Raw genomic sequence first — 13,332 nt, 5'->3', positions numbered from 1 at the left:
AAACCCATACGACACCCACCCCACCCCACACCCCACCCCATCCAGCCCCGTCGATCATGACGTTGGCGGCGCGACACGCCGACACCGGCACCGCCACCGTCATGATCAACAGAAGAGGGCGGCGGGAGCGGGCGGCGGGGGTCAGGTTAGGCGGGACTCCAGCGCGTCCAGGGCTTCCGGGACGGTGGTGGTCACCGTGAGGAGGTCGCGACCGGCGGTCTTCAGGAAGTTCTGCTCGGCCAGGCTGTCGAGCCAGTGCAGCAGGGGGCGGAAGAACCCGTCGGTGTCGATCAGCACCATCGGCTTGGCGTGCAGGGCGAGGGTCGCGGTGGTCCAGACCTCGAACAGCTCGTCCAGGGTGCCCAGCCCGCCGGGCAGGGTGAGGAAGGCGTCCGACTTCTCGATCATCAAGGTCTTGCGGCTGGCCATCGACTCGGTGACCAGCAGTTCGTCCGAGGCCAGGTCGGCGACCTCCAGATCGACGAGCGACTGGGGGATCACCCCGAGGGTGCGCCCACCGGCGGACCGCGCGCCGTCCGCCAGCGCTCCCATCATGCCGACGCAGCCCCCACCGCTGACCAGCGTGTGCCCGCGCCGGGCCAGCTCGGCGCCGGTCTCGGTGGCCAGGTCCAACCAGCGTTGGTCCAGGGTGCGGGACGAGGCGCAGAAGACGCAGATCGCCGCCATCAGTTGTCCCGCGGGTGCTCGGCGGCCTGTTCGGCTGCTGCCTGCTGGTCCGCCCCGGTACGGGCGACGACCTCGTCGCGGACCGCCTCCTGCTCGGCGGACAGTGCGGCCTCGGCCTCGACGATGTGCCGCACCGCCGCGTTGACGTCGTCGGTGAGACAGATCAGCTCCAGGTCGACCGGGCCGATCTTGCCGTCGGCAGCCATCGTGTCGCGCAGCCAGTCCAGCAGCCCCTGCCAGTACGCGACCCCCATCAGCACCACCGGGAACCGGGTGACCTTGCCGGTCTGCACCAGGGTGAGCGCCTCGAACAGCTCGTCCATCGTGCCGAAACCGCCGGGCAGCACGACGAACGCCTGGGCGTACTTGACGAACATGGTCTTGCGGGCGAAGAAGTAGCGGAAGTCGATGGCCAGGTCGACCCACTCGTTGATGCCCTGCTCGAACGGGAGCTCGATGCCGAGCCCGACGGAGAGCCCGCCGGCCTCGCTGGCCCCACGGTTGGCGGCCTCCATCACACCGGGCCCACCACCGGTGATCACCGCGTAGCCGGCCCGGGCGAGCGCGCCGCCCAACTGCTCGGCCAGCTGACACTCGGCGCTGTCCGGTCCGCTGCGCGCGGAGCCGAAGACGCTGACGGCCGGCGGCAGGTCGGCGAGGGTGTCGAAACCCTCGACGAACTCGGAGAGGATGCGCAGCGCGCGCCAGGCGTCCTTGGTCTTCCAGTCGCCCCGGCCCCGCGAATCCAGCAACCGCTGATCGGCCGTGCTGCTCGGGATCGCACCTCTGCGCAGCGTGACCGCGCCCCGGTGTCGCTCCTGTCCGGGACCGCGACCGGCCTCCCGCCCGTTGCTCTGGCTCATGGAGCAACCGTAGTGGAGCAGCACCCGCCGGGTGCGCGGGGCGGGGACGCCAGGAAATTGTTCGCGATCAAGGGCAACTATTCGGCTCTCCCGTACGTCTTACTATTCACATACCGGGTATGCCCCGGCGCGCGCCTTCGGGGGAGGAGACAGCGTGATCAGCAACAGCGAGATGGTCCGCATCCGTCGCCAGATGCAGCGACGGATCCGAGACGTCGTGGCCGAACGCCGCCGCACCCGGGACCTGAACCTCTCCCCCGCCTCTCCCGCACCAACCGGATCCGATCAAGAGGTTTGCGTCGCCGACAACGGGCCAGGCTGACGCAAACCTCTTGATCACCGGGGCGGGAGCCGTGCCGGGAGCCCTGCCGGGAGGCCCGCGACCGGTCAGGCCGGGGCCAGCCAGCGGTGCAGGGTGGCCGCGCCGTCGCGGATCTTGCTGATCTCGACGTGCTCGTCGGGGTGGTGGGCGAGGTTCGGGTCGCCGGGGCCGAAGTTCAGCGCGGGGATGCCCATCGCCGCGAACCGGGCCACGTCCGTCCAGCCCAACTTTCCGATCGGCGCGGCGCCCACCGCGGCCAGGAACTCCTTCGCCGGAGCCGCCTCCAAACCGGGGGCCGCGCCCGGAGCGATGTCGGTCACCTTCACCTCGAAACCGGCGAACACCTCCCGCAGGTGCGCCTCCGCCTCGGCGGGGCTGCGATCCGGGGCGAACCGGTAGTTGACCTCGATCTCGCAGTGGTCGGGGACCACGTTGCCTGCCACTCCACCGCCGATCCGCACCGCGTTCATGCCCTCGCGGTAGTCGCAGCCGTCGATCGTGACCCGACGCGCCTCGTACGTCTGGAGGCGTCGCAGCACCTCACCGGCGGCGTGGATGGCGTTCACCCCGTGCCAGGAGCGCGCCGAGTGGGCGCGTACCCCGGTCGTGGTGACCACCGAGCGCATGGTGCCCTGGCAGCCCGCCTCGACGATGCCGTACGTCGGCTCCAGCAGCACCGCGAAGTCCGCCTCCAGCCACTCCGGGTACGCCTGGGCGACCAGGTTCAGCCCGTTGTAGCGGGACTCGATCTCCTCGGCCTCGTAGAAGAAGTACGTCACGTCGTAGCGCGGGTCGGGCAGGGTCACCGCGAGGTGCAGCGCGTACGCGGTGCCCGACTTCATGTCGGAGGTGCCACAGCCGTACATCAGGTCGCCACGCATGGTGGACGGGAAGTTGTTGTTGAGCGGCACCGTGTCCAGGTGCCCGGCCAGCACGACGCGCTGCGACCGACCGAGGTCGGTGCGCGCCATCACGGTGTTGCCGTGCCGGTGGGTGCTCAGGTGCGGCACACCTCGCAGGACCTCTTCAACACAGTCGGCGATCGCCTTCTCGTTGAGGGACACGGACTCTATGTCGACCAGAGCGCGGGTCAGCTGTACCGGATCGGCGAGGACCTCGGGGGTCAGCGGGTTCTCCATGAATCGCACGGTACCTTCAGGGCTGTCAGCGTGAGCAGTGAGCTGAGGCCAGCCGGCCGCTACCGAGAGGTGTAACAGTGACGTCCGCAGATTCGGCCTGGGGCATCGGCCTGGCCACGGTCACCGCAGACGAGCAGGTGCTCGACACCTGGTACCCGACCGGCAAGCTGGGCCTGGGTGAGCTGCCGCTGGTCGCCGGCGAGGACAAGGCGGACGTGCTCGACCTGCCGCCGGCCGCGCTCGGCGACCGGTCGCTGCCTGGTCTGCGTACCGTCCAGGTGGTCACCGTGATCGGCTCGCTGGACGATCCGATCAAGGACGCGTCCGACGCGTACCTCCGTCTGCACCTGCTCTCGCACCGCCTGGTGCGACCCAACCAGCTCAACCTGGACGGCATCTTCGGCAAGCTGGCCAACGTGGCCTGGACGTCCGCTGGGCCGTGCCCACCGGAGCGGGTGGACGAGTTGCGGGTCATCGAGCGGGCGGCGGGCCGCCACCTGTCGGTGTACGGGGTGGACAAGTTCCCCCGGATGACCGACTACGTGGTGCCCTCCGGTGTGCGGATCGCCGACGCCGACCGGGTGCGCCTCGGCGCCCACCTGGCCGCCGGCACCACTGTGATGCACGAGGGCTTCGTCAACTTCAACGCCGGCACCGTCGGCACCTCGATGGTGGAGGGGCGGATCGTGCAGGGCGTGCTGGTCGGCGACGGCTCCGACATCGGCGGTGGCGCCTCGATCATGGGCACGCTCTCCGGCGGCGGCACCGAGAAGATCAGCATCGGTGAGCGGAGCCTGGTCGGCGCGAACGCCGGGGTCGGCATCACCCTCGGCGACGACTGTGTGGTCGAGGCCGGCTGCTACATCACCGCCGCGTCGAAGGTCACCCTTCCGGACGGCCGGGTGGTCAAGGCCCGCGAGCTGTCCGGCGTCGACGGCCTGCTGTTCTGGCGCAACTCGGTCTCCGGCGCGCTGGAGGCGAAGCCGCGCACCGGCCGGGGCATCGAGCTGAACGCCGCCCTGCACGCCAACGACTGACGTCCCCGCCGGGTCCGCGGCACTCGGCCACGGACCCGTCGGGGGTACGCCTCAGCGCAACCGGTACGCCTGGATGATCTTTCCGGTCACCGTGTTGCCGGCGGCGTCAGTGGCGGTGGCCCGCAGGGACGCGTAGCCAGGGCCGGCGGGATGCCGGACAGTTGCCGTCCAGCCCTGCCCGCCGTGCCGCACCCGGGCGGACTGCCAGGTCTTGCCTCCGTCGTAGGAGACGTCCACGGTCAACGTGGTCACCCGCGACCCGGCAGCACCGGGCTGACGCTGCACCTGCACCGGGATGACCAGACTCCGTCCGGCGGGAGCCGCGTTGTCCACGCTCAGCGGTGGCGTGAACCGGATGGCCGACACCGGCAGTAGACGGTAGTCGTCCCCGCCGACGTGCCGGGAACGGAACGTCCACGCCGTGCTGACCTCGGTGCTCAGGTCGGTGAAGCTCCGCTTGGCCGACACCTCCAACCGGTATTTGGCGTTGCCGGGCGGCACCGTGAACTGCGCGAATCCCGACTCCGCCGACTCACCGACCAGCTTGCCGTCGCGGTAGAGGGCGGTCCGGCCCTCGTCGGTGAACGAGAATCCGCCGTGCCCCTCGGCGTCGCCGTGCAGAGGAACTCCCACCTGGATCTCGTCACCGAGTCGACTGACGCTCTGACCGGGCCAGCGCGGCGCCGGGAAGGACGGCCCGTACGGCGCGCTGTTCCAGCTCTCCCTGGTGTGCCGCCCGGGCCGGTACGCCTTCGTGTCGGAGCCCAGATCCACCTTCAGGTCGAACCACCCCTCCTCGGTGACGACCCCGAACATCAGCTCCGAGGACCATCGCACCGCGTTGGTGCTGTAGTGCTCGACCCGCTGCCCCGGCACCGTGGTGGGCAGGCCGGCCGCCCAGCCACCGAGGTCGGGTTCGAGTTGCGGGAACACCACCCGCTCGGAGACCAGGCCCGGATAGCCGCCCCGGAACTGGTGGGTGACGCTCGCCAGGTCCCTGCTTCGGTAGGTCTTGTCGAAGCCCGTCGGCATCCGGCCGGGAATCGCCTCGGCGAGCGCGTACAGGAAGGGGCTGTTCTCCAACTCCGCTGTCGCCCACTGGCTGCTGATCGTCGAGACGAACCGTTTGCCGGACACCGCCCGGCCGAGATGCCCGGTGGCCAACCCGGTGAAGTCGAACGACAGCAGGCCGAACCCGAAGGCGTTGTCGCCCTCCAGGAACAGCGCCGAGATGTCCACGAGCACCGGCACAGCCGAGGGCTCCGGGACCGCCGTACGTACCGGCCGGGCCTTGCGGTTGTCGACGGTCACCGCGGTGTCGGCGTCCACGACCAGCTCCGGTTGGGCGAACTGGGTAGCCCCGTCCTCGAAGAAGAGGATGCTGACGAGCCCGTAACGGCCCTTGGGCAACCGGACGTCGACGGTGCCGTCCGGGTCGTACAGGTCGTAGGTCCGGAAGGTGTCCCGGTCGATCAACGTGGTGATGTGGTCGGTCGCGGGCGCTCCCGTGGAATCCAGGTGGCGCACCGTGACCTGGTAGCTCTCCACCTCCCGGTTGACAGCGATCGGGGTGACCGCGACGGTCTCCCCGGAGCGGGCCACGATCCGCCCGGTCCAGTAGCCGTCGGTGCCGACCCGGGTGTCCGCTGTGACAGTGGTGCCGGCGCTGCCGCCCGCGGGCACTGTGACCTGGGCCGCCGCCAGGGTGAACAGGCCGGCCGGTGCCGGCTGGCCCTCCGGGCCGGTCACCTCGAGGGTGAGGTCCAGGGTGATCGGGTCCGGCCCGTCGTTGCGCCAGTCGACGGTCCGGGTGACCGGGGTGTCGTCGTCGTGCGGCCAGGCCGGTTGCCCGAAGCCGACGCTGACCGGGTCGCTGACCACCCGCTGGGTGATCGCCCGGGCCACGTCGACCCGGCCGGCACCCTGCTGGAAGGAGGTCTGCTCCGGGTGCGGCTTCGCCGACGCCATCAGTGTCGCCTTGAGCTGGGCCGCCGCCCAGCCACTGTGCTGCTGGGCGATCAGCGCCACCGCGCCGGTGACGTGCGGGGCGGCCATCGAGGTGCCGGAGATGGTGACGTAGGAGTCGCCCACCGGATCACCGAGCAGCGTTCCCTCACCCCGGGCGGCGACGATGTCGACGCCGGGAGCCGTCAGGTCCGGCTTCAGCCCGCCGTCACCCACCCGGGGACCTCGGCTGGAGAAGTCGGCCAGGGCGTCGTCCCGGTCCACCGCGCCCACCGACAGCGCGGCGTCAGCCGTGCTCGGCGAGCTGACCGAGCCGTCGGTCCCGTCGTTGCCGGAGGAGATCACGAAGAGCGCGCCGGTCTGCGCGGTCAACGACTCGACGGCCGCCTCCAGGGGGTCGACGTCGGGCGTGTCCGTACCGCCCAGACTCATGTTGATCACGTCGGCGTCCTGGTCGACGGCGGCCCACTGCATGCCGGCCAGGATCGCCGAGTCCGGGCAGCCGAAGTCCTCGCAGACCTTGCCGTTGAGCAGCGTGGCGTCCGGTGCGACGCCCCGGTACTTGCCGCCCGAGGCAGCGCCACTGCCGGCGATGATCGAGGCGACGTGGGTGCCGTGGCCCACCGTGTCGCCGGCGTCGGTGGCCTCGGTGAAGTTGTGCGACTCGGCGACCCGGCCCGCCAGGTCGGGGTGGTCGGCGTCGATGCCGGTGTCCAGCACCGCGACGCGTACCCCCTGACCGGTGAAGCCTGCCTGGTGCGCGGCCGGCGCGCCGATCTGCGGCACGCTGTGGTCCAGCGTGACGTGTCGGCGGCCGTCGAGCCAGATTCGGTCGGCACCCCCCGCCGTGCCGACCCGGGCGTTCGCGCCGGTGAGCGCTGCCCAGACCGTCGAGACCTGCTTCTTGTCCGCCTTCGCGGCGACCCCGCCGATCGCGGGCAGCTGCGCGGTGACGGTCAGCCCGGTGGGCGCGGCGGCCCGCTGCCGAGCGCCCGCGCCGCCTGCGACGAGCACCGGAAGGTTGTCCCGCCGGGCGTCGTCGTAACCGGCGGCGATCAGGCCGGTCACATTGAACAGTCGCCGGTCGACCCGACCGGACCGGACGAGCGGCACGGCGTCCTGCGGCAGCACGGTGACCTGACCGCGGTCACGGGTGGTGACGAACCGCAGATGAGCCCGGCCCGGGCCGGGCCGGACGGCGGCCGACCCGGACGCGGTGACGGTGACCTGGTCACCAGTGAGCAGGGTGACGGTCTTCGTGGTGGAGACGCCGGCCGCGGCACGCGGGGTGGCGTCGGGTGCGGTGCTGGTGGGTGGGCTGGCCACGGCGAGCGCTGGAGTGCCCAGGACGAGGGCTGCGACCGCGGTGACGGCTGTGGTCATCTTTCTGCGTCGATGCAACGGATCCTCCTCGGTGGAGCGTCGATACCGATGACGGGATTCCATAGACCGAAGTCAGTATTACATACCCGGTATGCAGAAAAGGGGTCGAAAATATGACGGACCTGCCAACCCCCGAGCGGGATGGCAGGCATCATCGACCGGGTGACCTCCATGAAGGACCGCATGCTCACCGGCGAGCCGTACCTCGCTGACGATCCCGAGATCATCGCCGACCTGGACCGCGCCGCCCTGCTGATGGAACGCTTCAACACCAGTGCCGCCACCGATCCGCAGGCCCGCCTCGATGCGCTCCGCGCCCTCCTCGGCGAACTGGGCGAGGGCACCTGGATCCGCCCACCGTTCCACTGCGACTACGGCTGGCAGATCCGGATCGGGCCACGCAGCTTCGTCAACTACCAGGCTGTCTTCCTCGACGTCGCGCCCATCATCATCGGCGCCGACGTCCAGATCGGACCGAACGTCCAGCTCCTGACCCCGACACATCCGGTGGAGCCCGGCCCGCGCCGCGACAAGTGGGAAGCCGCCAAGCCGATCACCATTGAGGACAACGTGTGGCTCGGCGGCGGTGCCATCGTGCTCGCCGGCGTGACGATCGGCGCGAACACGGTTGTCGGCGCGGGCGCTGTGGTCACCCGGGACCTGCCGCCCAACGTGGTCGCCGTCGGCAACCCCGCCCGACCGATCCGAGAGCTGGACTGACGCTCGCCGCCCTCGATGAGCCGGTCAGACCGCCGGCGGCTCGGGGAGGCGGACCACCAGGTCGGCCCGCTCGGCGGTGGGCGTGATCAGTGCGGCGTTGGCCTCGTCACTGCCCAACGCCCACTCGCGGGCCTGCTCCGGCGACCGCCCGAACGCCTCGTGCCGGGCGGTCAGGCGCCGGTGGCGGATCTCCGCGTCCAGGTCCAGGAACCACGTCTCGTGCAACAGCGGCGGGATCTCCCACCACGGGTCGTCGTGCAGCAGCAGATAATTGCCCTCGGTCACCACCAGTCGCACCGATGGCTGCACCTCGATCGCCCCGGCGACCGGCTCCTCCAGCTCCCGCCGGAACTCCGGGGCGTAGACCGAGGTCGGCTCCAGGCGACGCAACCGGCGCAGCATCGAGACGTACCCGTTGGCGTCGAAGGTGTCCGCCGCGCCCTTACGGTCCGCGCGGCCCAGCCGGACCAGTTGCGACTGGGCCAGGTGGAAGCCGTCCATCGGCACCAGCCGGGCGGTCGGCCCGACCTCGGCGACGATCAACTCGGCCAGCGTGGACTTCCCGGCGCCCGGCGCGCCGGCGATGCCGAGCAGCTGTCGAGGCCCGGCCTCGGCCAACACCAGCGCCCGTTCGACCAACTCGTCAACGGACAGCACCTGGGCCGGTGGCATCAGTCGAGAACCGGGTCGCTGATGGTGAACCGCGCCTGCACCGCCGCCTGCACCGTCTGCGGCTGCGGGTCCAGCTCAAGCTCCGGCGCACCACCACCCGCGCCACCACCGGCGAACGCCGCGCGGGCGAACATCGGTCGGTCGGCCGGGCCGGCGTCGGCCAGCTCGATCAGCGCGGTGACCCGGGCGCCGAGCGCCTCCGCGTACTCCCGGGCGCGCAGCAGCGCGTCGCCGATCGCGGCGTGTCGGGCCTCCCGGTACGCGGGGCTGTCCGGGCGAAGCTCCCACCAGGGCCCGGCCACCTCGACCTGGTCCTGGTCGGCCAACCGGAGCATCAACTCACCCAGAGCGGTGAAGTCGGTGACGGTGACGGTGGTCGTCACGCTGCCGTGCCACGCGACCACCCGCTCGCCCGAACGCCGGGTCTCCGGCCGCACCCGCAGGTCGCCGGTCTCCCGCCGAGCCACAGTGGGCCCGGAACCGTCGAGCAGCACCCGGACGGCGGCAGCCCGCTCGGCCAACCGGGTCAGCGTCGCCTCCCGGTCCCGGTCACGCGCTGTCGCGGTGACCGCGAAGCGGGCCAGCTCGGGCGGCACTTCCCGGTACGCCTCGCCGCGCACCTGCACCACCGGACCGTCCGTCGCCATGCCCCTCAGCCTAGTCAGCCACCGGGAGCCGTGCAGTGTAGGAAACCGCCCCGGAGTCGACCTGACACCCGGTCAGGTGCCCGCCGACGTCACCCAGCCCGCGCAACCAGGCCACCTCGGCGGCACCGTCGCCGACGACCGGGAACTCCCGGGTCTCAGCGGTGAATCGCCGGTCCGCCAACGCGCAGCGGGCAGCCCTGGCCTCCGCGTAACGGGCGACCAGCGCCGGTGCGTCGTCGGCCCGCAGGGCGGCGGCCAGCCCGTCCAGGAAGGCGCGGACCTCGTCCAACTCGTGCAGGACCCGGTCACGGTTGCCGAGCAGCATGTTCGCGGTCCGCTCGGCCGGTGTGCCGGCGACCCGTGTGCCGTCGGAGAAACTGCCGGCGGCCAGCGTCAGTACGGCGTCGCGCAGCGGCGCCCGCTGCGTCGCACCGGCCAGCGCGCCGGCCAGCAGGTGTGGCACGTGCGAGGCGAGCGCCGCCGCCGAGTCGTGCGCCGGCGCCGACATCGGTACGACGCGGGCGGCGAACACCTCCACCAGCAGCCCGGTCAGCCAGCGGAAGGCCGCTGTCGCGGTGCCCGGCGACGGGCAGAGCACCCAGGCGGCGCCGGTCAGCAGCGTCGGCGAGGCGGCGGTCAGGCCGGCGGACTCCGCGCCGGCCATCGGGTGTCCGGGAACGAACCGGTCGGCAAGCCCGAGTCGATCGGCCGCCTCGGCCACCTCCACCTTGGTGCTGCCCACGTCGGTGAGCACACAGCCGGGCGCGGTCAGCTCGGCCACCCGGGCCACTGTGTGCGCAAGCGTGGGCAGCGGACCGCAGAGGAAGACCACATCCCGACCGGCCACGGCCTGCTCGACAGTGTCCGGGGCGACCACGCCCCGGAGTTGGGCCCGTTCGCGGGTGGCCGGGTCCGGATCCCATCCGACGACGTCCAGGCCGGCCTCGGCCAGGCGCAGCAGCACGGAGCCGCCGATCAGGCCGGTGCCGATCACGGCCGCGCGCACCCCGGCGTACCGCCCGGTCGTGCCGTCGGTCATCGCCGCGCGCCCGGGGTCAGGCCCGCAGCCGGCCGGCGACCGCCGCGACGTGCTCGTCGGACTCGGTCAGCGCGACCCGGACGTACTGCCCGGCGGAGGGGCCGTAGAACACGCCGGCCGCCACCAGGATGCCCCGCCGGGCCAGCCAGTCGACTGTCTCCCAGCAGTCCTCACCGCGGGTGAGCCACAGGTAGAGACCCGCCTCGGAGTGCTCGACGGTGAACCCGGCCTCGGTGAACGCCGCCCGGAGCACCTCACGCCGGGCGCGGTAGCGCTCCCGCTGCTCCTCGGCGTGTCGCTCGTCGTCCAGCGCGGCCACCATCGCCGCCTGCACGGGCGCGGGCACGATCATGCCCGCGTGCTTGCGCACCTTGAGCAGCTCGGCGACGAGCGCCGGGTCACCGGCGACGAAACCGGCCCGGTAGCCCGCCAGGTTGGACCGCTTGGACAGCGAGTGCAGGGCCAGCACCCCGTCGTAGCTGCCGCCGCTGACCTGCGGGGACAGCACGGAGACTGGCTCCGCCGACCAGCCCAGAGGCAGGTAGCACTCATCGCTGGCGACCACCGCGCCGCGCTCCCGGGCCCAGTCGACCACCTTGCGCAGGTGCGCTGCGGGCAGCACCCGCCCGGTCGGGTTGCCGGGCGAGTTGACCCAGACCAACCGGACCCGCGAGGTCGGCCCGACCGAGGTGAGCGAGTCGGTGCGCACGACCGTGGCACCGGCCAGCCGGGCACCGTCCTCGTACGTGGGGTACGCGATCGACGGCACCACCACCACATCACCCGGGCCGATGCCGAGCAGGGTGGGCAGCCACGCGACCAGCTCCTTGGAGCCGATCGTCGGCAGCACCCCGAGACCGTCGACACCTGCGCCACAGGCCCTTGACACCCACGCCGCGATCGCGGCCCGCAATGCCGGCGTACCGGCGGTCAGCGGGTAACCGGGAGCGTCGGACGCGTCAGCCAGGGCCTGACGGATCACCTCGGGCACCGGGTCGACCGGCGTACCCATGGAGAGGTTGATCAGGCCCTCCGGATGCGCCGCGGCCAGGGTGGCCGCGGCGTCCAGGGTGTCCCAGGTGAACTCGGGCAGCCGCGACGAGACCGGCGCGGGCCGGTTCAGTGGCCCTCGCCGCGCGGCGGCTGCGCGGCGACGAAGGTGGCGTCCTTCTCCACCTTGCCGACCTTCGAGGCGCCACCGGGCGAGCCCAGGTCCTCGAAGAACTCGTAGTTGGCGCCGGTGTAGTCCTTCCACTGCTCCGGGACGTCGTCCTCGTAGAAGATCGCCTCCACGGGGCAGACGGGCTCACAGGCACCACAGTCGACGCACTCGTCGGGGTGGATGTAGAGCATCCGGTTGCCCTCGTAAATGCAGTCGACCGGGCACTCCTCGATGCATGCCTTGTCGAGCACATCCACGCACGGCTCGGCGATGATGTAGGTCACCGGTCTTCTCCTCCGCAGACACGTCGCGATCTCCCGCGACGGTAAGAGCCTAGTATCTCGCCGGGGAGGGGGTCGATCGTGCTCCGACAGCAGGATGTGGGACACCGAATCGTGGTCCGCCGGATTGTGGGGATTCGCGAAGGCCGCCCGCTCTTCTCCGATGCCCTCGGCGAGCTGGTGGAGCTGAGCGAGACTCATCTCACGCTGGCCACCGCGAAAGGGCCGCTACGGGTACCGGTGGCACAGGTGCACCGCGCCAAACGCGTACCGGCGACCCGTCGACCGACCGCGGCGGCCGTAGTGGCGCTGGAGCGGGCCGCCGACGAGGCCTGGCCGGCGCCGACGCGCGGCCGGCTCGGCGACTGGCTGCTCCGGTCGGCGGACGGCTGGACCGGGCGGGCCAACTCCGCGCTGCCGATCGGCGACCCGGACCGCCCGCTGCCCGCTGCTGTGGACGCTGTCGAGCGCTGGTACGCCGAGCAGGGCCAGCCCGCGATGATCAACACGCCGCTGCCGCTCGCCGCGCCGGTCGGCACGGAACTGGACGGCCGCGGCTGGACCGCCCGACCGCCGACACTGGTGCAGACCGCCCCACTCCCCCTGCTGCCCGAGGGCCGGCCGGCCCCGCGACAGGGTGACGCCATCACCGCCGCGCCCGGCCTCGCCGGTGCGCAGCGCGGCGCGGTCGAAACGCCGGCCGCCGGTGCGCAGCGCGGCGCGGTCGAGGCGTCGGCCGCCGGTGCGCAGCACGGCGCGGTCGAGGCGCCGGCCGCTGGTGCCGCTGGCGAGGTGGGTACCGGCGTCGCCGAAGCGCCTGGCGCGGTCGAAGCGCCTGGCGCGGTCGAAGCGCCTGGCGCGGTCGTCGAGCTGGCCACCGCGCCGAGCGAGCAGTGGCTGGCCGTCGCCGCCGGACGCAAGGGCGGCCTACCGGAGGCCGCGCGGCACGTACTCACCGCCGTGGACCAGGTCCGCTTCGCCCACGTGTACGTCGACGGCGCGCTGGTGGCTGTCGGCCGGGGCACGGTGACCGGCCAGGGGCGCTGGTTGGGCCTCAGCCTCATCGAGGTGCTGCCCGAGGCCCGCCGGCAGGGGCTGGCCCGTCAGGTCATCCACGCACTGACCGCCTGGGGCGTGTCGGCCGGCGCGACACACGCGTTCCTCCAGGTCGAGCAGCACAACACGGCGGCGGTCACGCTCTACCGGCGGCTCGGCTTCACCACCCACCACACCTACCTGACCCGGGTCGCCCCGCGCTGAGCCGATCCGCCCCGCCCGGTGCTCGGTCCGGGCGGTGATCCACTCGCGTTCACGGAAACCGGGCCATCCGATGCGGCCTGACCCCGCGACTTCCTGAAATCCGAGTTGATCACCGCCGCAGCGCGCGGTCGATGCGGGTGGGCCCGCGCGCACAC

Annotated in this window: 12 protein-coding genes; 3 read left to right on the top strand and 9 right to left on the bottom strand. The window is 72.0% G+C overall.

Annotated features, from left to right (window positions below):
- Positions 1 to 141: 141 nt before the first annotated feature.
- From O3438_RS26975 to dapE, 3 genes are all read right to left on the bottom strand, one after another.
- Positions 142 to 687, bottom strand: coding sequence for a TIGR00730 family Rossman fold protein (locus tag O3438_RS26975; RefSeq protein WP_269682448.1), 546 nt, complete (start codon positions 685 to 687; stop codon positions 142 to 144).
- Entirely contained in the window at positions 687 to 1,550 is an 864-nt protein-coding gene (locus O3438_RS26970) for a TIGR00730 family Rossman fold protein (protein WP_269682447.1), read from the bottom strand. The genes O3438_RS26975 and O3438_RS26970 overlap by 1 nt, the downstream gene beginning before the upstream one ends.
- 387 nt (positions 1,551 to 1,937) lie before the next feature.
- Positions 1,938 to 3,011 (bottom strand): succinyl-diaminopimelate desuccinylase, encoded by a 1,074-nt coding sequence (gene dapE, locus O3438_RS26965; RefSeq protein ID WP_088987737.1) that lies wholly within the window; start codon positions 3,009 to 3,011, stop codon positions 1,938 to 1,940.
- A 77-nt stretch (positions 3,012 to 3,088) separates the two neighbouring features.
- On the opposite strand from dapE, the gene dapD reads away from it, so the two are divergent.
- On the top strand, positions 3,089 to 4,048 hold the full coding sequence (dapD, locus tag O3438_RS26960; protein WP_269682446.1) for a 2,3,4,5-tetrahydropyridine-2,6-dicarboxylate N-succinyltransferase: 960 nt from the start codon (positions 3,089 to 3,091) through the stop codon (positions 4,046 to 4,048).
- A 51-nt stretch (positions 4,049 to 4,099) separates the two neighbouring features.
- Here dapD and O3438_RS26955 read toward each other — a convergent pair whose 3' ends face one another.
- Complete coding sequence (locus O3438_RS26955; protein ID WP_269683763.1) at positions 4,100 to 7,396, bottom strand: S8 family serine peptidase; 3,297 nt, start codon at positions 7,394 to 7,396, stop codon at positions 4,100 to 4,102.
- A gap of 162 nt (positions 7,397 to 7,558) precedes the next feature.
- Here O3438_RS26955 and O3438_RS26950 point away from each other — a divergent pair, with 162 nt between their 5' ends.
- Positions 7,559 to 8,116, top strand: a complete 558-nt coding sequence (locus O3438_RS26950) for a sugar O-acetyltransferase (RefSeq protein ID WP_269682445.1) — start codon at positions 7,559 to 7,561, stop codon at positions 8,114 to 8,116.
- Between the two features lie 24 nt (positions 8,117 to 8,140).
- Here O3438_RS26950 and O3438_RS26945 read toward each other — a convergent pair whose 3' ends face one another.
- From O3438_RS26945 to fdxA, 5 genes are read right to left on the bottom strand one after another with little or no spacing between them, the layout of a single operon-like run.
- Entirely contained in the window at positions 8,141 to 8,788 is a 648-nt protein-coding gene (locus tag O3438_RS26945; RefSeq protein ID WP_269682444.1) for a nucleoside/nucleotide kinase family protein, read from the bottom strand.
- Positions 8,788 to 9,435, bottom strand: a complete 648-nt coding sequence (locus tag O3438_RS26940) for an SIMPL domain-containing protein (RefSeq protein WP_269682443.1) — start codon at positions 9,433 to 9,435, stop codon at positions 8,788 to 8,790. The genes O3438_RS26945 and O3438_RS26940 overlap by 1 nt, the downstream gene beginning before the upstream one ends.
- A 10-nt stretch (positions 9,436 to 9,445) precedes the next feature.
- Positions 9,446 to 10,474, bottom strand: coding sequence for a prephenate dehydrogenase (locus O3438_RS26935; protein ID WP_269682442.1), 1,029 nt, complete (start codon positions 10,472 to 10,474; stop codon positions 9,446 to 9,448).
- Between the two features lie 16 nt (positions 10,475 to 10,490).
- Positions 10,491 to 11,597, bottom strand: coding sequence for a succinyldiaminopimelate transaminase (gene dapC / locus O3438_RS26930; RefSeq protein WP_269683762.1), 1,107 nt, complete (start codon positions 11,595 to 11,597; stop codon positions 10,491 to 10,493).
- The gene (fdxA, locus tag O3438_RS26925) at positions 11,594 to 11,920 is read right to left on the bottom strand and encodes a ferredoxin (RefSeq protein WP_030490464.1); all 327 of its coding nucleotides are present in this window, start codon (positions 11,918 to 11,920) and stop codon (positions 11,594 to 11,596) included. Before fdxA ends, dapC begins: the two co-directional genes overlap by 4 nt.
- A 78-nt stretch (positions 11,921 to 11,998) precedes the next feature.
- Between fdxA and O3438_RS26920 the strand changes: the two genes are divergently transcribed.
- Positions 11,999 to 13,177 carry a GNAT family N-acetyltransferase gene (locus O3438_RS26920; protein WP_269682441.1) on the top strand — a complete coding sequence of 393 codons (1,179 nt, stop codon included), beginning with the start codon at positions 11,999 to 12,001 and terminating at the stop codon, positions 13,175 to 13,177.
- Positions 13,178 to 13,332: the final 155 nt, after the last annotated feature.

Origin of the sequence: Micromonospora sp. WMMC250 (genome assembly GCF_027460215.1) — a bacterium.
GTDB lineage: Bacteria > Actinomycetota > Actinomycetes > Mycobacteriales > Micromonosporaceae > Micromonospora > Micromonospora taraxaci.
The sequence above is the reverse complement of the archived record's forward strand: the minus strand, read 5'-3'. Positions and strand labels throughout refer to the sequence as shown.

Excerpts from the sequence above, each read along its gene's own strand:
- O3438_RS26970 (WP_269682447.1), bottom strand. The coding sequence starts at position 1,550 with ATGAGCCAGAGCAACGGGCGGGAGGCCGGTCGCGGTCCCGGACAGGAG.
- O3438_RS26940 (WP_269682443.1), bottom strand. The coding sequence starts at position 9,435 with ATGGCGACGGACGGTCCGGTGGTGCAGGTGCGCGGCGAGGCGTACCGG.
- O3438_RS26945 (WP_269682444.1), bottom strand. The coding sequence starts at position 8,788 with ATGCCACCGGCCCAGGTGCTGTCCGTTGACGAGTTGGTCGAACGGGCG.
- O3438_RS26975 (WP_269682448.1), bottom strand. The coding sequence starts at position 687 with ATGGCGGCGATCTGCGTCTTCTGCGCCTCGTCCCGCACCCTGGACCAA.
- O3438_RS26935 (WP_269682442.1), bottom strand. The coding sequence starts at position 10,474 with ATGACCGACGGCACGACCGGGCGGTACGCCGGGGTGCGCGCGGCCGTG.
- O3438_RS26955 (WP_269683763.1), bottom strand. The coding sequence starts at position 7,396 with ATGACCACAGCCGTCACCGCGGTCGCAGCCCTCGTCCTGGGCACTCCA.
- dapE (WP_088987737.1), bottom strand. The coding sequence starts at position 3,011 with ATGGAGAACCCGCTGACCCCCGAGGTCCTCGCCGATCCGGTACAGCTG.